The sequence below is a fragment of the Ruegeria sp. K7 genome (genome assembly GCF_056531785.1).
In genome coordinates this window covers 153,153-173,381 of record NZ_JBQFMJ010000010.1, presented here as the reverse complement: position 1 = coordinate 173,381, position 20,229 = coordinate 153,153, and the positions used below count along the sequence as shown (strand labels likewise).

Sequence of the window (20,229 nt, the reverse complement as noted above, 5' to 3'; positions counted from 1 at the left end):
CCCTTGCAGCAAGGCCAGTTAATGTTTCCAGGGTTACGTCTTAAGGGGCCCTTTGCCACAGCGCGGGATAGGGCGGCCACCATCCGCATAGGCAAGGCACAATACAATCTCGTCCGGTTTCGGCGCATCGGGTACATTCAGTGTCATAGTGTCGAAATGATCGAAGGACCACGGGTTGTCCTTGTGTCCCAGCGGCAGATCGATTGCGCAACCTGGCGCACCCAGTTTTGCATTTGATGGGATCACAGCCTCGCCCCCGCCGGCCGCCGCGCGCATCGGGGCGCCAAGCTTGGGGTGAATCACAGCCCCGCCTTGTTCAAGATCTCCGTTCATACCGACGATGGCCGCCTTGCCGTATGAAACCGGATCTCCGTCCAGCTGCCCAATTGCTTCGGCAGCCAGATCGGCACCAAGCGCTCCGCCGATCTCGAACAAGTCCGATAAGTCTTCTGTAAACTTGCCTGCCAGAGGGTTTTGAAAGACGGCCATAGCTGCCACGCGAACGATGGGTGGGCATGGCTGGCCCAGTTGATCAGTGGTGATCACTTCTTTGATAAGCACTTTCTTGCGCAACTGAACCATGGGAACCTCCGACTACCTGATTGACAGCCTAGGGGTGCCTTCGTATTTCGTCGAATCCAATCACGCGACCGCGAATTCAGTGCATCGTTGAAACAGAAAACCCCCGCCGGTGTCCCGGCGGGGGTCTTTTCAGTCACGAACGGGGTTGCCCCCAATCGCTTACCAGTCTTCGCGAACCACGACGCGGGTCTTGATCGGCAGCTTCATCGCGGCCAGGCGCAGGGCCTCGCGGGCGATGTCGTCATTGACGCCGTCGATCTCGAACATCACGCGACCGGGCTTGACCTTGCAAACCCAACGGTCCACGGAACCTTTACCTTTACCCATACGAACTTCGATCGGCTTTGCAGTGACCGGAGTGTCGGGGAAAATGCGGATCCAGACACGACCCTGACGCTTCATGTGACGGGTCATGGCACGACGCGCAGCTTCGATCTGACGTGCAGTCACACGCTCAGGCTCGATGGCTTTCAGGCCGTAGGTGCCAAAGTTCAGATCAGAGCCGCCCTTGGCTTCGCCCTTGATCCGGCCTTTGTGCATCTTGCGGAATTTTGTACGCTTTGGTTGAAGCATATCTTTCCCTCCTTAGCGACGACCGCCACCAGCACCACGAGGTGCAGGGCCGTCCTGGAGTTCCTGTGCTTTACGGTCACGTGCCTGCGGATCGTGCTCCATGATCTCACCTTTGAAGATCCAGACCTTGATCCCGATGATCCCGTAGGGGGTCATCGCTTCGGCATGTGCGTAATCGATGTCGGCACGCAGGGTGTGCAGAGGCACGCGGCCTTCGCGGTACCACTCGGTTCGTGCGATTTCGGCGCCGCCCAGACGACCAGCGACGTTCACCCGGATACCCAGGGCGCCCATGCGCATGGCGTTCTGAACCGACCGCTTCATCGCGCGACGGAACGAGACGCGGCGCTCCAGCTGCTGAGCGATGGACTCGGCAACCAGCTGCGCGTCAAGCTCGGGCTTGCGCACTTCGACGATGTTCAGGTGCAGTTCGCTGTCGGTCATACGAGCAAGCTTTTTGCGCAGAACTTCGATGTCTGCACCTTTCTTGCCGATGATGACACCGGGGCGTGCAGTGTGGATCGTGACGCGGCACTTCTTGTGCGGACGTTCGATGATCACACGGGCAACACCGGCCTGCTTGCACTCTTTGTTGATGAACTCACGGATCTTGAGGTCTTCCAGCAGAAGATCACCGTAGTCCTTGGTGTCGGCGTACCAGCGGCTGTCCCAGGTGCGGTTGACCTGCAGGCGCATGCCGATCGGATTTACTTTATGACCCATTAGGCTTGCTCCTCAACTTGACGCACCTTGATGGTGATCTCCGAGAACGGCTTCATGATCTTGCCGAAACGGCCACGGGCACGCGGACGTCCGCGCTTCATGACCAGGTTCTTGCCAACCCATGCTTCGGCGACGATCAGCTCGTCAACGTCCAGGTTGTGGTTGTTTTCGGCATTCGCGATTGCGGACTGCAGGCACTTCTTGACGTCCTGCGCGACGCGCTTGTTCGAGAAAGTCAGGTCGGTCAGAGCCTTCTCAACTTTCTTGCCGCGGATCATTTGCGCAACCAGGTTCAGTTTCTGCGGGCTGGTGCGAAGCATGCGCGTTTTCGCCATTGCTTCGTTTTCAGCCACGCGGCGGGGGTTCTTTTCCTTGCCCATGACTTACTTCCGCTTCGCTTTTTTGTCTGCGGCGTGGCCATAATAGGTACGAGTCGGCGAGTATTCACCGAACTTCTGACCGATCATGTCTTCCGAGACGTTTACCGGGATATGCTTCTGGCCGTTGTACACACCAAAGGTCAGACCCACGAACTGGGGCAGAATGGTGGAACGACGCGACCAGATCTTGATGACTTCGTTGCGGCCCGACTCGCGCGCTGCTTCGGCTTTTTTCAGCACGTAAGCATCGACGAAAGGACCCTTCCAAACAGAGCGAGACATGGATTAACGTCCCTTCTTCTTGGCGTGCCGCGAGCGGATGATCAGCTTCTGGGACGCTTTGTTCTTGTTGCGGGTACGCTTACCCTTGGTGTCCTTACCCCACGGAGTAACCGGCGTACGGCCACCCGAGGTACGACCTTCACCACCACCGTGCGGGTGATCGATCGGGTTCATTGCAACACCACGAACCGACGGACGAACGCCCTTGTGGCGCATACGACCGGCTTTACCGAGGTTCTGGTTCGAGTTGTCGGGGTTGGACACCGCACCAACGGTGGCCATGCATTCCTGACGGACCATGCGCAGCTCGCCCGAGCTCAGACGGATCTGAGCGTAGCCGCCATCGCGACCAACGAACTGAGCGTATGTACCGGCCGCACGTGCGATCTGACCGCCTTTGCCAGGCTTCATCTCGATGTTGTGGACGATGGTACCAATGGGCATGCCCGAGAACGGCATTGCGTTGCCCGGCTTGATGTCAGCCTTGGCGGATGCCACGACTTTGTCACCAACAGCCAGACGCTGCGGAGCCAGGATATATGCCTGCTCGCCGTCTTCGTATTTTACCAGTGCGATGAATGCGGTCCGGTTCGGGTCATATTCGATCCGCTCGACGGTTGCCGCGACATCAAATTTGTTCCGTTTGAAGTCAACGATCCGGTAGAGACGCTTTGCGCCACCGCCGCGGCGGCGTGAAGTGATCCGTCCGGTGTTGTTCCGGCCGCCCGATTTGGTCAAACCCTCTGTGAGAGACTTGACCGGACGTCCTTTCCAAAGCTCCGAACGGTCGATCAGCACCAGCCCGCGCTGGCCCGGCGTCGTCGGCTTGTACGACTTAAGTGCCATGCTTTCTGTCTTCCGTTTAGCAAGTGCAGGGGATTTCCCTGCTATGTGATAGGCCCCCGTAGGTGCCAAGGGTATAGGGCCCCGAAGGTCCCCGGTTACAAATATCAGAGGCCCCGGAACGAATCCGAGGCCGTAAGATTGGGTGCATGTAGCAGTGTTGGGGGTAGGTGTCTATAGGGCCCTGCTGATTTTCTGGCACTCGAATTCGGAACCAACTCAGCAGTCAGGGGGCACAGTAAAAACGACGCGGTTGTTTCGCGAGACCAACAATCTCTCGTTATGGATGAATGTCGCGTGCCGTACAACTTGAAGCTAGGACAACCGCGATCCAATTGACGTCCAGCGAAAGGTCGCGCTCGGCCAGCCAGGCCTGCTGCAAACCATAGGCGACCTGTTCCTTGGCGGCCTCACAGTAATAATGCTCACCCTCCTGACGATGATGAATAAGTTCGTGCAGCAGGACAGAAATGTCCTGCGGGTCTTCTGCGCTCCAAGGAAGGACCAGCGTTATCCTCCTCGTTTCAGGATCATAGATCCCGCGGGGCGTGCCGCCAATCATCGAAGCCATCTCACTCGGTTCAGCCAAATCCTTGGTATCAGCAAAAAAGATGCTTGCTGGTGAAGGCGTCCTTGGGAGGTCCGTGGCAGTATCTATCCAGCGGTGAAGCTCTTCCGTCAAATCGTCTGGAACCGTCGGGGTCTCTGCCGCAACCGCGTAGGAAAAGGCAAAAAGAAACTGTGCGGCCACGGCGAGCGTGACACGTCTGAGGAACAGCATTGTTCCCTCCTTCCGACAGATGAGGAATTGCCCCGAGCCTAGCCGACAGGTATTATCGACCGCAAAAGATCGTTTTTCATTGCTTGATGAGGGAAATTCACGCGTGAAGAAACGGCAATTACCCCCGTTTTCGGCCGTGAAAGCATTTGAGGCCGCAGCCCGGCATCTGAGCTTCAAAGATGCTGCGGACGAACTTTGCTTAAGCCCTTCAGCAATTTCGCACCAAATCCGCGCATTGGAGGATTATCTCGCAACTGCTCTTTTTCGCCGGGAAGGTAACAGGATCAGTTTGACCGGCACCGGTCGAGACTACGCAGGCCGGCTGACGCCATTGCTGGACAACCTCGAAGACGGCACCAGCGCGGCGAAGGCTGACGCACATGGTCAAACATTGCGGGTCTTGTCCACTCCGGGATTTGCCGCCCGATGGCTTGTGCCACGGATGGGGCGATTTGAGCACGCGAAAGCGGTCAGGCTGCGCATTGCCGAGGGCGCGCCCTCCACAGATTTTGCAACCAACGATGCCGATGTCGTAATCAAGTGGCGCGATGACCCCGAGGTAGGTGTCGATGTCGTGCCATTCCTGAACTCGGCGCGCTACCCGGTCGCTTCACCATCGCTGTTGTAACGCGAAAACATCTCTCATCCAAGGGACCTGTTGCGCTTGACGCTGTTTCGTGACGAAGTTGACGACCAGTGGGCTGAATGGTTCCGTGCCGCAGGCGTTGTTGCCGAGCTTCCGCATGGTGACCCGATTTATCCAAACTGCGAATATGCTTCCACTGCGGCAGAGGCTGGTCTGGGTGTATCGCTTGCCTATGAAGCCGTCATAGGCAGTTCGGTCAACGATGGTCGCCTCGTACGATTGTTCGAGGCCACAACGATTCCATTCACCATCTATGCAATCGCAACGCAACAGGAAAAGCGCGACGACCCACTCGTCAACAGTTTCCGCGAATGGCTGCTCTCTGAGGCCAGGGAAAACGTCGCAAGATCACAACCGATCGAAGCTGCTGAGTAAGAATCCGAGCTCAAGACTTTTTCATTTATTCAGCGTTTTGCCCCATTGTGCAAATTCACAAAATGACTGCAGCTCTGCAAACTTCCCGTAAACCAGAAAACAATACCCCCGCTTTGGCGGGGGCTCTCATCTCTCTCCAAAAACCGGTTCGATCAGAGACCGGAGGGCACGACGATGGTGTTACCTATTTCCAGGGTCACACAGGCTATCTTAAGTCTTTCCGCTTGCCCAACTGCCCGCGGTAACTACCGCTCACCCATACAGCGCCCGCGCCTCCGCAAAGGACAACAGGCGACGGCTCTTTTCATCCCACAAATGCAAACGCGCGTTGGCGAGGCTCTCACGGATGGTCATCCGGTTGCTATTTGCCAGTTCATCATGGTCGCGCAGCACTTCGGTCAGGCGGTAGAACGGGATGCGGCTGTACAGGTGGTGGACGTGGTGGATGCCAATATTGGCCGTGAACCACTGCAATATGGATGGCAGGATGTAATGCGAACTTCCGTGCAGGGCGGCCTCGTGCAATTGCCAGTCCTTGTCGGGATCCCATTGCGTCTCTTCAAACTGGTGCTGAACGTAAAAAAGCCAAACGCCGGCCGCAGCGGCAACCAGCGTTGACGGCAGAAAGATCAGCACCATCGGCATCAGGCCACCAAAAAAATACATCGCTCCCAGCACGGTCAGAATGGCAAGGTTTGTCACCATCGCGCTGACCCAGAATTTCGGAATTCCTGTCAGGCCTAGCGGCAGGCGGTTCTGGAACAGGAACAGGTAGCCGGGGCCAAAGCCGAACAAAGTGACCGGATGACGATACACGCGGTACCAAAATCGGTTTATCGGGGTCAGCGCCTGATACTCGGCCACGGTCAGAGTATGGACGTCGCCCATCCCGCGCTTGTCCAAATTTCCGGAAGAGTTGTGATGCGTGGAATGCGTACGACGCCAGACGTCATAGGGCGTCAGGGTCAGCACACCGATCCCCCGCCCAACCCAGTCACTGACCGTCCGGTTCGTGAAAAACGCCCCGTGCCCACAATCATGCTGTATGGCAAACAGGCGTAGCAGGAACGCCGCATTCATAACCGAGATTGCAAAGGCCAGCCAATAGCTGACCGACAAAGACGCCCACGCCAACGCCCAAAGCGCGAAGAAAGGGATTATGGTGGCTCCAAGCTCGAACCAACTGCGCGGCTGGCTCGGTTCCCGATATTTTGCCAGCGTCGACACCCAATCCCGCGCAACGGTCATATCCGGGTTGTCCCGGGTCGAGAAAGAGGATTGGGTCATGCGCCTGCCGTATCTTTTGTTTGTTGCATCCCAGATAGACGACCCTACCGGCATAGCAATCCATTTCTTGTCGAGACGCTGGGTTTGGCGCTCAATTTTTGGTGTCGCCACCTAAAGAAAAACCCCCGCTTTCGCGGGGGTCTTATTGGTTTTTCCAAAGACAGTTCCGATCAGAGACCGGTTGAGATGTCGATGGTGTTGCCCTCTTCCAGGGTCACATATGCTTTTTTGACGTCTTTCCGACGGCCCAACTGGCCGCGGAACCGCTTGACCTTGCCTTTGGTCACGGTGGTGTTCACCGCCTTGACCTTCACACCAAACAGCGCCTCGACGGCCTCTTTGATCTGCGGCTTGTTGCTGTCGATCGCCACTTCAAAGACAACCGCGCCGTTTTCGGACGCCATGGTCGACTTTTCGGTAATGATCGGCTTGCGGATCACGTCGTAGTGTTCTGCCTTCGCGCTCATTTCAGACGAGCCTCCAGTGCTTCGACAGCCGCTTTGGTGAGCACCAGGGTGTCACGCTTGAGGATGTCATAAACGTTTGCACCCATCGACGGCAGGATATCCAGACCTTCGATGTTGCGCGACGCCTTCAGGAAACCTTCGTTCACGGTCGCGCCGTCGATGACCAGAGCGCGTTTCCAGCCCAGGTTTGCAACCTGTTTGGCCAGAGCGGCGGTCTTGCCTTCGGCTTCGGCGTTCTCGATCACAACCAGTTCACCTGCCTTGGCTTTGGCCGACAGAGCGTGGCGCAGGCCAAGCTTGCGGAACTTCTTCGGCAGGTCGTGGCCGTGCGAACGAGGGGTCGGGCCCTTGTAGATACCACCCTTGCGGAAGATCGGCGCGTTACGGTCACCATGGCGTGCGCCACCGGTGCCCTTCTGGCGATAGATCTTCTTGGTCGAGTAGCTGGTTTCCGAGCGGGTCTTCACCTTGTGGGTGCCGGCCTGCGCGTTGTTGCGCTGCCAACGGACCACACGGTGCAGGATGTCCGCGCGCGGCTCGAGACCGAACAGATCGGCGTTCAGCTCGATGTCGCCGGCTTTGCCGCCGTCCAGTTTGATTACATCAAGTTTCATGCTTCACCACCTTCCGCGGGAGCTTCTTCCGCAGGTGCTTCGGTTGCAGCCGATTTCACAGCAGCCGGGAAAGGCAGGCCTTCCGGTGCTTTCTTCTTGACGGCGTCCTTGACGGTGACCCAGCCCGATTTCGGTCCGGGAACGGCGCCTTTGATGAAGACCAGACCACGGTCGGCGTCGGTTTTGACGACTTCCAGGTTCTGGGTGGTTACACGGGCAGCACCCATGTGACCGGCCATCTTCTTGCCTTTGAACACCTTGCCCGGGTCCTGACACTGACCGGTCGAACCGTGCGAACGGTGGCTGATCGAAACACCGTGCGAGGCGCGCAGACCACCGAAGTTGTGGCGCTTCATCGCACCGGCAAAGCCTTTACCGATCGAGGTACCCGAAACGTCAACCTTCTGACCTGCCAGGAAGTGTTCTGCCGAAATTTCGGCGCCCACTTCGATCAGGCCATCTTCAGAGACGCGGAACTCGGCCAGCTTGCGCTTGGGCTCGACCTTGGCAGCGGCATAGTGACCGCGCATGGCTTTCGAGGTGCGTTTTGCCTTGGCAGCACCTGCGCCCAGCTGAACGGCGGTGTAGCCGTCTTTGTCAGCGGTACGCTGTGCAACGACCTGCAGGTTGTCCAGGTGAAGAACGGTCACAGGGATCTGCTTGCCGTCTTCCATGAACAGGCGGGTCATGCCAACTTTTTTTGCGATAATACCAGAGCGCATTCTCATACCCTCCGATTACGACTGCAGCTTGATCTCGACGTCCACACCAGCAGCCAGGTCGAGCTTCATCAGCGCGTCCACGGTCTGGGGGGTCGGATCAACGATGTCGAGCAGACGCTTGTGCGTGCGGATCTCGAACTGGTCGCGGGATTTCTTGTCAACGTGAGGGCCACGGAGAACCGTGAACTTCTCGATCTTGTTCGGCAGCGGGATCGGGCCGCGCACGTTCGCGCCGGTCCGCTTGGCAGTGTTGACGATCTCTTGCGTGCTGGCATCCAGAACGCGATAGTCAAATGCCTTCAGCCGAATACGGATGTTTTGGCTTTGCATATTAACAGCCTTTTATCAGGCGTTGAGGTTGAGAGGAGGACAGACGCGCATCGCCAACCCTCATCGAACCCAAAAGGCGGGAATCACCCCGCCTTGATGTTCTTGTCGAGAACTCGCGCGATCTACAGGGGTGTGAGGAGTTTGGCAAGGGGGAATTGATATCGGCTTGGCTATGGCCTTACCCACTCCGTTGCATGACAGCAGTCAGCCGAAAAGGTCGTTTTTTGGGATTGGTACACTATGATCATTTTCGAATTGTTCGTTTGGAGAGGTTGCAATGACTAAACTACTTGTTTCGGCTATCGCCATTTTTGCCAGTACATCCCCCGCATTCGCACAGTCCAATCGAAGTAACCCAACTGCCGATTACGCTCTGATCAACGGAGAGATCCATACGATGGATGCAAGCAGAAGCGTTGCAACCGCCGTGGGAATAGAAGGCGATGAAATCGTCTATGTGGGCGATGCGGCTGGATTGAAGGACGTCATCGGCATCGGTACCGAAGTCATCGACCTCAAGGGTAGAATGGCCCTTCCGGGTTTCGTTGATGGGCATATACATGCGGCCGCAGGCGGGTTGATCATGCTTGGCGTGGATCTGCAGACAGATGACAAGGACGAGCTGTTTTCCCGTATTCGCCAGGAAGCCGAAACCAACGACAACGACATAATTCTGGGCTACGGGGTCCGTTTCAACCCATGGACAGACGGAAATCCGACGGCCGCCATGCTCGATGAAATTGAACCTGACCGACCTGTGTTTTTGTGGGCAATCGACGGCCACGCGGCTTGGGTGAATTCCAAGGCGTTGGAAATGGCCGGTGTCGACAAGGACACGCCTGACACAGCGCCGGGTTTTTCGTTTTTTGAACGTGACACCGACGGCAACCCAACCGGGTGGATCGTCGAGGTGCCAGCCCAGATGCAGGTTCTGACATCGCTGATAGACATCAACCCCGAGTTCTTGGCGGACGGTGTTTCGAACTGGCTACAGCGCTTCGCTGCTGCCGGGATCACCGCAGTTCATGACCACGGCATTCAGGGGATGAGCCAGGAAGAAGGCTTTCAGATGATGGCCGATTTCGAGAAAAACGGAGATCTGCCAATACGCTTCATCGGCTCATTCTACTGGAACGACGGGACGATTGACCCCCTTCCCGGCACACAGGAGCTCAGCGACAAGTTCGACTCCGAGTTGGTCAAGGCTCGCTATCTGAAGATCAATATTGATGGTGGGGACGACAAATGGAATGCGCTCTATGTGGATCCATATGCCGACAAACCCGAACTTGAGGTCGACCCGATTATTCCGATCAGATTGGTCAAAGACGCGGTGATCCGCGCCGACGCCGCAGGCTTCAACGTCACGTGTCACTGCTTTGGAGATCTGGCGGTACGAACTCTTCTGGACGCCATTGAAGCCGCAATCGAAGTGAACCCTGACCGTGAACGTGCACACAAGATAACGCATGGCACCCTGGTTCATCCCGAGGATTACGCCCGGTTCGGAGAGCTGGGCGTCATATATGACACGACCGGCGCGTGGATGACCTTTGACCCGCTCATGCAGTCCATTTCAACGTCCAGACTGGGTGAAGAGCGCGTGCAGGCGATGTTTCCGGTGAACAGGGTCGCGGACGAGGGTGGCATATTCTCATTCGGTTCGGACTGGCCTGTGTCCGGGTACGTATCCGAGTATCGTCCGCTTGCAGCCATTGAGGCAGGGGTAACACGCCAATTGCGCGGTCGCGCGGATGTTCCGCCGCTGGGCGGAGAAGAGGCCAAAATACCACTGCAACTGGCATTGGAAGCACATACGATCAACGCCGCAAAAGGTATGGCAATGGACGGCGAGATCGGAAGCCTCGAAGTCGGAAAGAAGGCCGATATTGTAGTGCTTGGGGAAAACCTGTTCGAAGTCGAACCATCAGCCATCTCGAATGTCGAAGTTGTCTACACGATCATGGGTGGCGCACTGACGCACCAGAAATCGGATTGAACCGGAGACTTCCTGAACTGCCTGAATTTCGACGACACGTAGCGGGCCGCCCCATTTGGGGCGGATGCTTCAGCTTGACGATGTGCCGAGTTCAAGCCCGGACTGTCTTTGGTCTTCGGAGAAATTCTGCCAAACGCGGGTGCCGACAGCGTGACCATCATCGCGCTTGGCGACGCACGAAAACTATCCTCAAACTTCAAGCCGGCGCACGTTCGAACCCGACCGTGGCCTCGCCTCCGGTTTCGGGCTGCAAGGTCTCGCAACTCGCCTTGCCGTTTTCCGCCAGGGCGCAACTGATCTGGCGCTGATGGATGTAGCCGTTGTCCTGGCAGGCAAGATTTCCAGGCTCGATCAGGTTCAGCTGACCTTGCGCGAATTGCGCCTGAACCGGGCCTTCGCATGTGATCCCATCGTTCGACCGCATGACCTGCTTGCCGTTGCCATTGGTGTCGAAACACATCTGCCAGTCCCGATAGGTGCGAATTTCACCGGAATCGACGTCACGGGTGCGATAGGTGGTGTCCAGCGACCAGCAGCCGTAGAGCATTCCCAGATCCGCCTCGTTCCACCCCTCATCGTGCAGCGGTCCGGTGGCATCGGGTGGGGCCTTGACGCATTGCAGCGCGGCCAGTTCTCTCTCCAACTGAAAGATACGGCGTTCCAGCTCCAGACCGGCTGCTTTCGACACACTCAGTTGCTCCTGCGCGACCAGTTGCGTTTGCGGCTTACAGCCTGTCAGGTCCCGCAGTATCGGGATCTGCAACGCACATGCCTGCAGGATCAGTGCCGCAGAAACACCGGCGAGGCCGACGATGCCGACACTGGCAATCATGACTGGCAGGGTTGATCTGACCGGCATATTCCTTAGCGATACCTAATAATTATCTCAAAAACTCCACTGGCAGAGTTGCGGATATTAGGCCGTTGGTCAATCCGCCCCCTGCCTGAGCAGAATGACAGTTTTCGTTATTTTGCGGGGCGGGGAAGTCGGATAAACTGAAACCTGTATTGGTGGAGTTCGGTCGTGACTGTTTTGAGCCGTCTATTTCGAATTTGGTTTGTCTTGTTTCTTTTTGTCGGCACTATGGCCCACGCCCAGCATCAGGGGCACAACACAACCCGCAGCGTATTGTGGTTCAACGCGATGCCCGATTACAGCCCCGAGGTTGTATCGCGGCACCGTCAGCAAATGGCCCAGTTCCTCGATCAGTATCGCGAAGGCAAGGTTTTCAATGTCACATACGAACGGAACCTGCAGGGTGGTGGCCTGGCGGCGGCTTTGCGGGGCGGGCTATACGATATTCTGATCCTGGACACAGCCAATCAACGCAAGCGGATGAATGCTGAAGACGTGCAGGCCCTGCAGCAGTTTTACGGGGCAGGGCGCCGAACGCTGATGCTGGACGGATCTTTCGCGATCCGGAACATCAATCATAACCCGACCACGAAGTTTCCGGGCCGGAACGGATCAAGCGGGGCCATTCTGATCAATCAGCTGTCGGCGCTGGCCGAGCGGGGCGGCGGCGTTCTGATCGGGACGGACCATAATATCTGGCAGGTCAACGCCAACGCGGCGCTGGGCGCACTGGTGCCGGGCGCGCGCTTCAAGGGAACCACCAACCCGTCAACGGACGGCGATTTCATCGGCACAACGCTGATCGGTGGGCGCGAGTCCGTGAAGGCACTGGATTTGCTGCGGCATTGGGAATCCGTGCCCAATCAGGGTGAGGCCCCGGTCGGCACGTTTCAGGACTTCAGCGGGCAGCAGGTCGTGCTGTATTCGCTTGTCGAAACAGCTGACAAACCCGGTGGCGGGCGCAAGCGGCCTTATATCTCTGCCAGCTATTACCCCGGCGCCAACCGTATCCCGATCGACAGCGACGAAGAGATTTTCGACAACCTGCCTACACACAAAAGCGGCAGTTGATCAGGTCGCCCCTTCGCGCAGCACTTCAGCGGGGTCCACACGCGCAGCACTGCGAGCCGCAAAAAAGGCGGCGGCCATCACAAACACCAGTGTCAGAACGATGATGACCAGGCTTTGAAGTAACCCCAGAACGACAAGGCCGTTTTCTTCGGTCAGGCCGCTGTCAAACAAGCGCTCGGCCAGATTGCCCGCGATCCAGAACAGTGCGAAACTGACCAGCAAGCCGATCAATCCGCTGACAAATGCCTGAACGACGGGAAACATCCACAGCCTGCGCGGGCCGATCCCCAACAAGGCCAACGAGGCGAGGGTCTGACGCTTGCGCGCGACCTCACCCCAGAACCCGAAGACCAGCGCGGCGGCCAGACCCAGACTGGCAACCCCGGCTGTCAGCAGCAGTGCCAGATTCAGATTGCGTCCCAGGCTGAGGACGCCGCTGACCTCGGCCGTGCGGGCTTCGGTCTGCACGCCAAACCGCTGTTCCAGCCTTGATTGCAAGGCCGCCAGTTCGGTGATGTCGCGGGCAAAGACGCGCATTCCTTCGAATTCGGGCTTGCGTGCAGCGATGTCGCGCCCTTCGGTTATTCCATGTTCGGGCAGGGCGTATTCGTCATAAAAGGCTTCGACCAGATCCAGCACCTCGATATTGGCCAGAACGGACCGGCCGGACAGCGCGGAATCCGGAAGGATCACAACAAGTTCCAGCGGCAGCATCAGTTGCCGTTTTCGTTCTGTAGCCTGCGTGAAAATTTGCACGGTGTCGCCAACGGAGAACTCGAGCTGACGTGCCAGACTGGCGCTGAGGACTACCTGGTCTGCGCCCAGTTCAAGGTCCTTTGGCAAGGTCGGGTCGCCTGTGCCCGACGGAACCAGAACAGCGTCTCGCTTGGCGACGGCCCCTTCCTTTCGGACATTGACGAAATCAAAGATCGACCGGGTTTTTGCCGTGGCAAAGGCCGTCTGTTCCCAGCCCGCCACCTCGGCTACGTCGCTTTCAACAAACGCGCTGTTTCCGGTGGTTTCGATCCGCAAGGTCGCCGGGTCGTTCAACAGCCGCCCGATCAGCGCGTCATAAACCCCGTTCTTGACGCCGAAGACCACCATGAGCGGCACCAGGACCCCGGCAAGAATTGCGACATTGCAGATCAAATGTACGCGTTGGCGCAACAGGTCGCGCAGGGCCAGCTCGATCATCAATCTCATGCCGCGTCCCCCGCTGTCGCCACTCCGGTCTGGCCGTGTAGTTGGCTGACGACGTTGGACTGGCTCGCCGGATCCACCAGTCCAAGGGCGATCCGGCGGAGCGAAAACTGGTCCAGAAGGTCCAGATCATGGGACGAGATGATTACACCGGCCCCGCCCGAAATGGCCATATCGATCAGCAACCCCATCGCGGTCGAGGCCGCCCCGGGGTCCAGCGCTGCGGTGGGTTCGTCCGCGATCACAAAGGCAGGGCGATGCGCCAGCGCACGGCAGATGGCAACACGCTGACGCTGACCGATGGACAACGCGCCGGGATAGAGCGCGGAAATTTCCGAGATCCCCAATCGCTGCAGCAACTCGCTGCACCATCCCGGATCATCCATACCGACAATCTTTTGCGACAGCGCAACATTGTCGGCCACGGTCAGAAAAGGCAAAAGGCCGCCGCTTTGTGGAACGAACCCAAACATCGTCCCGCGAATTTCCGCAGGCGACATGCTGGGATTGTTCCAGATGCCACCAAAATCCAGACCGTCCTCACCAACCCCGATCAGAAATTTCTTCGCCGTTGATGGACGCCGCAGCAACCCGAGTGTCTCAAGCAACAGGGTCTTGCCCGTGCCACTGGGGCCGGTCAGGCCTATCGCTTCTCCTGAAGTCAGGCTTAGGCCCGGAACATCCAGCGTAAACCGACGTTCCTGATCGCTCAGGCTGACCGAGACACCTTCAAGAAGCAGTTGAGCCGACACCGGTCAGGGCAACACGTCAAAGGGCATGGCAAAGACATGCTCGCCGTCAGGCGCGCCCTCGTAAAGTGCAGTCCAGACGGTGCTGTCAAACAGCCACTTCCGATATTGGGTCAGTTTCTGGCGCATGCCATCGATCACGCTGCGGCGGAACATGGCGCTTTCGGCCCAGCGTTGCTCGCTCATGCCCAGAACCTGGCTTTGATAGGGCAGACGGTCCAGAAACTCCATCGCGCCGCCCAGCGTGTCGGCGTTTGCGTTGACCAGCAGGTCCGGGTTCTGCGCCATATCCGCGATCAGGCCCCGAACCTGCGAGAAGAAATCAAGCGACTGTTCCGAGCTTTGCGCGGTTTCGCCAAAGCGCACTAGGTTGTCCAGAAACTCGGCCATGCTGGCCATCTCGTTCTTGGTCACCAGCAGGCGCGGTTCGATGGCAAGCCGGTCGGGTGCTTCGACAGCGCGATTGGACAGCCAGCCCTTGATCACGTCAGGGGCTTGCGTGCCTTTCTGCTCGCCCAGCCAGGCCAGTTGCATGGCGCGGCCCAGTTCGACCAGGCCCTCGCCGGCCTCTTCCGGGTTGAGCACCGTTTTTTCGCCCCGGACGATACGGACATGGTCGGTCAGTGCGGTCACCAGCCGGGTGACGACGCCTTCGAATGCCTGTTCCGAGCCGCCTTCGATAGGGAAATAGTACTCCCGTCCGGCAAAGCGCGAAAGCTCACGGTATTTGGCGGCGGCATAAGCGTGATTGCCCTGCCCGTTGGGGGTTTTGAGGTGCAGCGTCATGACGACGATATTGCGGCCTTCGGCGTCTTTCTGCAGTTCGACGGTTCCGATCTCGGACCGAGCGTTCGGATCCCGCGGGTCCTTCGGCCCGGCGTCGGTCACAAGAATGACATAGCGCGCATCGATCTTGTCGCCGTCGCCCTTGGACAATTCCCAATCAATCGTATCAATCGCATCCTCAACGCCCGCAAGGCTGTCTTCGTTGAAACCGGGCGAATTGGCGCGGGCCACATAGGTTGCCTCGCCAATCGCAGACAAAACCGGGCTTTGATCCTGACGCCGTTCCACATCCATCAGAGTTTTGGTGCGGTATTCCAGCTCTGGCACAGCTTCGGTGTTGTCGCGAAATCCGATCACTCCGAAATTGACCAGCTTGCCGATTTCTGTGCCCTCAATCTGACGCACTGTGTTCTGCAGAACGCGCTGTGTGGCCGCGATGTAAGGTTCCATCGACTGTGTCGTGTCCAGAACAAAGACGATGCCCACATCAAAGGCCGCCGGATCGCCCTGCAGTTCCTGTGCGCCAGCCGTATCCTCTTGTTTCGGGACCGAGGCCACCTGCATCAGCAGGACCTCGTCATAGGTCAGCGGATGCAACGCTTCGGTGAAATCGAGGATCGGCATCAGATACAGTTCGTCGCGGATATTGACGAATTCCTGTGGTTCGACCGAGACGACACCATTCTGACCGTCAACAACACCGGCCGAGGCTTCGGCGACCAGACGCTCCTGCACATCGCGCAGCGCTTCGTGGTTCATCAGCCAATCCAAGTTTTGCTGCGTATCGAACAGCAGTTGACGGCTGCGACCGGCGGAGTTGGTAAAGGCACCGACAATGTTCTGCTTCCAGGGTACGGTGCCGGGCTCCTGCACCCAGCCTTCGGGCGCGATATTCGGGCTTGGGCCAACTTCAAGCCAACCGTCTTGCCGTGCAAAGACATAAAGCGGCTGAAAGGCCGGATAGGTCGATTGCGCAGGGCCGTTTGCCGACGGGTGAAGTGTGGTGCCGGGGCGGGTCAGGACCCGTTCATAGATTGTTTGGGTTCCTTCAAGCAGCAGGGGTTTGCGTTGCTGTGCCTCCGCACCAGCCGCCCCAAACGCCCAGAGCAATGCAAAGACGGCAACGAACCGGAGTATCAGGGCAGGGTGCATGGTTTTCAGGATCCTCTGGGTCACTGGCAATAATCTTCAAACGCGCTTTTCGACAGGGAATCGGACTTGATCCGCAGACGTGTACAGACCGCTGCCAGGCGATCTGCTGCCTCCTGGGACCCGGCCTTGACGGCCCTGTCGTAATACTCGGCCGCCAGGGACGGCTTATCAGGGAATGTCAGGCCGATCTGACCTTCGATGACGTCATCCGTGACGCCACTGTCGTAAATTGAGCCGAACATGGCAAGCGCTTCGGCATCTCCGGCAAGGGCCGCTTTTTCGACAAGACCCAGTGCGTCATCGGCCGACAAACTGCCACCGCATTCGCGCATTTTGCCTGCCACCGCGTCGAAACCTTGCGACGAAAGTTCGGCAAACTGAGACATAGCGCAGGCATTCTGTACCGGGGCCGGTTCAGGGTCGGGCGCGGGTTCCGGCTCAGTCACTTCGACCGGGTCATCTTCCGGCGTGGTGCCCGGCATCAGGAACAGATAGGCAAGCGCGGCAAGGACCGCTGCCACCACGACCCCGCCGATAATCAATCCGGACTTGCTGGATTTTCCTTCGGATTCTTCCTCTGACGTACCTGACGGGGCGACGCTGCCCTTGCCTTCCAGATTGCTTTCAGGTGACTTTGCGTCCCCATCATCGCCCACGTCGACACCACTTTCGGCATCGTCTGTCTGCGGTTGCGCCACCATTACGGTTGGTGCTTTGACTTCGGGTGCCGTGCCGGTGCCGCCGATGCCACCAATGACGGCCTCGTCCGGGCCAGCATTGATATCGTCAGGCCAATAGGTGTCCCAACTGCCGCCGCCCACTTCGATCCGAACGGGTGTATCTTCTTCGATGTGGTTTACAACCTCGGGTCCGACGACCAGTCGCAGCGTGTCGCCGCCCTGTTCGGCGGTGCGCGCCGGGATACTCGCTCGGTTCGGCTGCCAGCCATCCGCGCCCAGCCATTTCTGCTGATAGCTGTTGAACACCGCAACGCTGACCGGATCATCATCGGCGGTCGCACCGGATATGGTGATTTCGGCAAAGCCACCGCGAGGATGTTTGGGATCTGGTTTGATCTCGATCACGAGGGTTGCTCCGCGTTGACTGTCAGCTCGTTGAGGACGCCGCCCAGTTTGATGTTCTGTTCAATATTTACCGTGCCGGCATCACCGTCCTTGGCGTTTTCTACAAACAGCGCGTCCAATGCGAATACCCAATCCGTCCAGGTATCTGTCGCGGCTGCGCGCGGCACTTCCGGCAGGCTTTCGGCAGTATCTGCGCCCTTGTGTTTTTCGAACGCTTTCCTGCTTGCTCCTTCGCCAAGATCAATGTCCAGACCCTGTCCATTAAACATGTCGCGGGCGCCAAGCGTAGTGACAAAATTATTAATTCGTTCCGAGCAGACAATGGCGGCAGACGGCGCCTGCTTGTCGACGGTCAGGCTGTAAGAAATGCTTCGCAGCAGTTCCATAATGCCGCTCTGGACATTGGTGCGCGAGAAACCGTGCACCATTTCATTCACCAGATCGCCGGCTTTTTCCGGCGTCAGTTGGAAGATGGCCAGCCGTTCTTCATCCTCACGGAACCGGTTCAGGCCCTCGACCCAGACGGAAATCGCGGTATCTGCCTGAAAGGTTTCGGGCGTCATGGTGCGGATTGATTTTGTCTTTGGCCTGTCATCCTCGGCCTCGGCCGTTTCAGGCGGTGCTGCATTGGCCTGCGAGGTCGGGGCCGATGGTCTGGCCGGTGCGCCGGGACGTAACGGTGCGCCGGGGCGAACCGGGCTTGGTGCGCTGGTCGCGGCGGCAGGCGTTACCGCGGCAGGTTTGTGCGCTTCGTTCGCAACCGCGTTCGTGATGCGGATTGACGAAGGCACCCGCGAAATCCGGTCCTGCACAGCATCCTGATCCACCGACAACGCATTCAGGAAGGCACCGAACCGGTGGTTGGACAAGGTCAGTTCAAGACTGTCGATGATACCGGCGGCGGCCAGCCTCTTTTCCTCGATCCGTTTTTCGACGTCATCGGAAATGTAGAACTGGGCCAGTTCCTGATACAGATTGGCGGCGACCGCTTCGATCTGATTGCTGATCTGGCGCAGTTTGCTTTCGGGTTTGCAGACTTTCGTCAGTTCTTCGATCAGATAGCTGACGCCACCATCGTTCAGGCCCAAGGCCGCTTCCCATGCCCGTTCGGGATCCTTGAAGTGCTTTTGCACCGGTTCCGCCTGAAGACAGCCCGCCTTGAGTTCGGCAAGACGGTTGACCTTGTCGGGGATGATCTCGACCTCGCGCTCATCCTCGTATTTGATCAGCGCTTCGATCGGATAATAGGGGTTTCGCAACCAGTAGCAGTTGGTGAACGGTTCGGTCCCGGCCCATTTGTGAACCCAAGACGTTGGCACCTTGCCGAACCCTTTCAGCAAGGACGCATCCATGCGCCGCTCGAACCGCTCGTAATCCTCGGCGCCCGAGGCGCTGTCGATCAGGTGTTTGTCGAACTTGGTCATCACGAAGAACAGAATACAGTCGTTCTTTGCCCGTTCATCCGGGGTCGCGCCGTGGGTCAGCTCGATCCACTGCTCGACCAGTCCCGGCAAGCTGAGCGTTTCCATGTTGCTGTCAGGCACACACAGCAGCATCGAGGTGATTTCCTGGTTCGAAACGTAGCGGTCGAACAGATAGGCCACCTTGCCGCGCAACAGCATGTTGGTCACGGCTTCTTCGGGAGTGCGAAGGGTGACTGACAGCGGTGCCTCAAACCGGTTGCGGGCACCGGGAAAGTCCAGCAGATCGGTTTCGGCAAACAGGGGTGATGGCTGTTCTTCCATCGGAAAGACCAGTTCCGCCGCCAGCGCGGTTGTCACCGCCCGGTTCAGCTGACCGTTTTGCCCGGCGGCGGTCTGGATATTCAGCATGTCCTCGCCCTCCGGTCCAAACAGACCCGACAGGGTGTTGACGTCGATGATTGAGGTCTCGCGCGGCTGCAGCGAATCCAGCGAGGCGTAGATCACCTCGGCATGGTTGATCGTCGCCAGCGCTTTAGACAGTTTGATGTACAGGTTGGTCAGCGGCTCGTACCCGCCCCACAGAATTGACAGGAACTGACCCCGGTCTTCGGGTGTCAGGCGCGGTGCCAGTTCGGCCGCTTCGTCCCAGAACCCGCCCAGATTGAAGGCGTATGACGATTTGCTGACCCATTTCTGGACGTAATCGGCAATCTCGTAGACTTCTTCATAGTCGATCCCGCCGGTGGGTGCTGGCTGCGCCTTGCCTGAATGGGCCGAAAAATGAGCCCCCAGCGATTCCGGTGTCGGCGGCTCTTCGGACAGGTCGCCGTCCTCGTAGAAGCTGTTGATCAGCGTGCGCGCGATGTCGGCCTCGGTCAGCAGGTTGAGCTGGATCGGATACCCGTCCGGCGTCGGGGCCTTGGTCATGGTGAACCGCGTCACCAGCCCGGTGGACTCGCCGTCGCCTGCCGGATTCACCTGGCTGATATAGTCAAGCTTGCCGCCCGGGCCGTTGAAATCGGCCACCAGACGCCCCTCGTTCGGGCGGGCCAGAACCGAGACCAGAAAGGACTTACCGGCCTGCGAGGGACCGAAGACACTGACGCTCATCTTGGTTTGCGAAGCGCGCCCCAGTCGTTCGGCCCGCCTTGCAGCTTTGCGCAGAACCTTGGGCAGATGGGCGACGCGGCCCTCGACGGTCTGCGCGTTCTCGGGATCATTGATCCATTCCAGCGCGGCGCGGGACAGGCGGGCGACATCGGTGCAGCGGTTGGTAAGGGCGTCTTGTTGGCTCATATCATC

At 58.3% G+C, this 20,229-nt stretch carries 22 protein-coding genes; 4 read left to right on the top strand and 18 right to left on the bottom strand.

Annotated elements, in window-relative coordinates; genetic code table 11:
* Window positions 1-33 precede the first annotated feature (33 nt).
* The 7 genes from ACR0FE_RS16390 to ACR0FE_RS16360 all read right to left on the bottom strand — a co-directional run bounded on the left by ACR0FE_RS16390 (window position 34) and on the right by ACR0FE_RS16360 (window position 4,164).
* Window positions 34-582, bottom strand: coding sequence for an amino acid synthesis family protein (locus ACR0FE_RS16390; RefSeq protein WP_480913940.1), 549 nt, complete (start codon window positions 580-582; stop codon window positions 34-36).
* A 159-nt stretch (window positions 583-741) separates the two neighbouring features.
* Window positions 742-1,155 carry a 50S ribosomal protein L16 gene (gene rplP, locus ACR0FE_RS16385; RefSeq protein WP_170615802.1) on the bottom strand — a complete coding sequence of 138 codons (414 nt, stop codon included), beginning with the start codon at window positions 1,153-1,155 and terminating at the stop codon, window positions 742-744.
* 12 nt (window positions 1,156-1,167) lie between these two features.
* Window positions 1,168-1,878 (bottom strand): 30S ribosomal protein S3, encoded by a 711-nt coding sequence (rpsC, locus tag ACR0FE_RS16380; RefSeq protein WP_008758042.1) that lies wholly within the window; start codon window positions 1,876-1,878, stop codon window positions 1,168-1,170.
* Window positions 1,878-2,258 (bottom strand): 50S ribosomal protein L22, encoded by a 381-nt coding sequence (gene rplV, locus ACR0FE_RS16375; RefSeq protein WP_039538267.1) that lies wholly within the window; start codon window positions 2,256-2,258, stop codon window positions 1,878-1,880. The genes rpsC and rplV overlap by 1 nt, the downstream gene beginning before the upstream one ends.
* 3 nt (window positions 2,259-2,261) lie before the next feature.
* Complete coding sequence (gene rpsS, locus ACR0FE_RS16370; protein ID WP_005980699.1) at window positions 2,262-2,540, bottom strand: 30S ribosomal protein S19; 279 nt, start codon at window positions 2,538-2,540, stop codon at window positions 2,262-2,264.
* A gap of 3 nt (window positions 2,541-2,543) precedes the next feature.
* Complete coding sequence (rplB, locus tag ACR0FE_RS16365; RefSeq protein WP_008757664.1) at window positions 2,544-3,386, bottom strand: 50S ribosomal protein L2; 843 nt, start codon at window positions 3,384-3,386, stop codon at window positions 2,544-2,546.
* 277 nt (window positions 3,387-3,663) lie between these two features.
* A complete protein-coding gene (locus tag ACR0FE_RS16360) occupies window positions 3,664-4,164 on the bottom strand; it encodes a DUF6647 family protein (RefSeq protein WP_170615804.1) in 501 nt (166 codons plus the stop codon).
* Between the two features lie 103 nt (window positions 4,165-4,267).
* Here ACR0FE_RS16360 and ACR0FE_RS16355 point away from each other — a divergent pair, with 103 nt between their 5' ends.
* Together ACR0FE_RS16355 and ACR0FE_RS16350 are read left to right on the top strand one after the other, a co-directional pair.
* Window positions 4,268-4,792: a LysR family transcriptional regulator gene (locus ACR0FE_RS16355; RefSeq protein ID WP_480913937.1), complete on the top strand. Its 525-nt coding sequence runs from the start codon at window positions 4,268-4,270 to the stop codon at window positions 4,790-4,792.
* Between the two features lie 9 nt (window positions 4,793-4,801).
* Window positions 4,802-5,185, top strand: coding sequence for a LysR substrate-binding domain-containing protein (locus ACR0FE_RS16350; protein WP_480913955.1), 384 nt, complete (start codon window positions 4,802-4,804; stop codon window positions 5,183-5,185).
* A 252-nt stretch (window positions 5,186-5,437) separates the two neighbouring features.
* On the opposite strand, the gene ACR0FE_RS16345 is transcribed toward ACR0FE_RS16350, so the two are convergent.
* From ACR0FE_RS16345 to rpsJ, 5 genes are all read right to left on the bottom strand, one after another.
* A complete protein-coding gene (locus ACR0FE_RS16345; RefSeq protein WP_480913934.1) occupies window positions 5,438-6,472 on the bottom strand; it encodes a fatty acid desaturase in 1,035 nt (344 codons plus the stop codon).
* 170 nt (window positions 6,473-6,642) lie between these two features.
* Window positions 6,643-6,939 (bottom strand): 50S ribosomal protein L23, encoded by a 297-nt coding sequence (locus ACR0FE_RS16340; protein WP_170806952.1) that lies wholly within the window; start codon window positions 6,937-6,939, stop codon window positions 6,643-6,645.
* Window positions 6,936-7,553 (bottom strand): 50S ribosomal protein L4, encoded by a 618-nt coding sequence (gene rplD, locus ACR0FE_RS16335; protein ID WP_155148664.1) that lies wholly within the window; start codon window positions 7,551-7,553, stop codon window positions 6,936-6,938. The genes ACR0FE_RS16340 and rplD overlap by 4 nt, the downstream gene beginning before the upstream one ends.
* The gene (gene rplC / locus ACR0FE_RS16330; RefSeq protein ID WP_170682218.1) at window positions 7,550-8,275 is read right to left on the bottom strand and encodes a 50S ribosomal protein L3; all 726 of its coding nucleotides are present in this window, start codon (window positions 8,273-8,275) and stop codon (window positions 7,550-7,552) included. Before rplC ends, rplD begins: the two co-directional genes overlap by 4 nt.
* A 15-nt stretch (window positions 8,276-8,290) precedes the next feature.
* Window positions 8,291-8,605, bottom strand: coding sequence for a 30S ribosomal protein S10 (rpsJ, locus tag ACR0FE_RS16325; RefSeq protein WP_008756422.1), 315 nt, complete (start codon window positions 8,603-8,605; stop codon window positions 8,291-8,293).
* A gap of 277 nt (window positions 8,606-8,882) precedes the next feature.
* Here rpsJ and ACR0FE_RS16320 point away from each other — a divergent pair, with 277 nt between their 5' ends.
* On the top strand, window positions 8,883-10,604 hold the full coding sequence (locus ACR0FE_RS16320) for an amidohydrolase (RefSeq protein ID WP_480913932.1): 1,722 nt from the start codon (window positions 8,883-8,885) through the stop codon (window positions 10,602-10,604).
* A 196-nt stretch (window positions 10,605-10,800) separates the two neighbouring features.
* On the opposite strand, the gene ACR0FE_RS16315 is transcribed toward ACR0FE_RS16320, so the two are convergent.
* The gene (locus ACR0FE_RS16315; protein ID WP_480491339.1) at window positions 10,801-11,463 is read right to left on the bottom strand and encodes a hypothetical protein; all 663 of its coding nucleotides are present in this window, start codon (window positions 11,461-11,463) and stop codon (window positions 10,801-10,803) included.
* Between the two features lie 225 nt (window positions 11,464-11,688).
* Between ACR0FE_RS16315 and ACR0FE_RS16310 the strand changes: the two genes are divergently transcribed.
* Window positions 11,689-12,531, top strand: coding sequence for a hypothetical protein (locus ACR0FE_RS16310; protein ID WP_480913929.1), 843 nt, complete (start codon window positions 11,689-11,691; stop codon window positions 12,529-12,531).
* Here ACR0FE_RS16310 and ACR0FE_RS16305 read toward each other — a convergent pair whose 3' ends face one another.
* Genes ACR0FE_RS16305 through ACR0FE_RS16285 form a run of 5 tightly spaced genes read right to left on the bottom strand, consistent with a single transcriptional unit; the run spans window position 12,532 to window position 20,223 of the window.
* Window positions 12,532-13,734 (bottom strand): ABC transporter permease family protein, encoded by a 1,203-nt coding sequence (locus ACR0FE_RS16305; protein WP_480913927.1) that lies wholly within the window; start codon window positions 13,732-13,734, stop codon window positions 12,532-12,534. It lies immediately after the preceding gene.
* Window positions 13,731-14,483, bottom strand: coding sequence for an ABC transporter ATP-binding protein (locus ACR0FE_RS16300; RefSeq protein ID WP_480813850.1), 753 nt, complete (start codon window positions 14,481-14,483; stop codon window positions 13,731-13,733). The genes ACR0FE_RS16305 and ACR0FE_RS16300 overlap by 4 nt, the downstream gene beginning before the upstream one ends.
* A 3-nt stretch (window positions 14,484-14,486) precedes the next feature.
* Complete coding sequence (locus ACR0FE_RS16295; protein WP_480913925.1) at window positions 14,487-16,442, bottom strand: vWA domain-containing protein; 1,956 nt, start codon at window positions 16,440-16,442, stop codon at window positions 14,487-14,489.
* Window positions 16,439-17,503, bottom strand: a complete 1,065-nt coding sequence (locus tag ACR0FE_RS16290; RefSeq protein WP_480913923.1) for a hypothetical protein — start codon at window positions 17,501-17,503, stop codon at window positions 16,439-16,441. Before ACR0FE_RS16290 ends, ACR0FE_RS16295 begins: the two co-directional genes overlap by 4 nt.
* Window positions 17,500-20,223 (bottom strand): virulence factor SrfC family protein, encoded by a 2,724-nt coding sequence (locus tag ACR0FE_RS16285; RefSeq protein ID WP_480913921.1) that lies wholly within the window; start codon window positions 20,221-20,223, stop codon window positions 17,500-17,502. The genes ACR0FE_RS16290 and ACR0FE_RS16285 overlap by 4 nt, the downstream gene beginning before the upstream one ends.
* Window positions 20,224-20,229 lie beyond the last annotated feature (6 nt).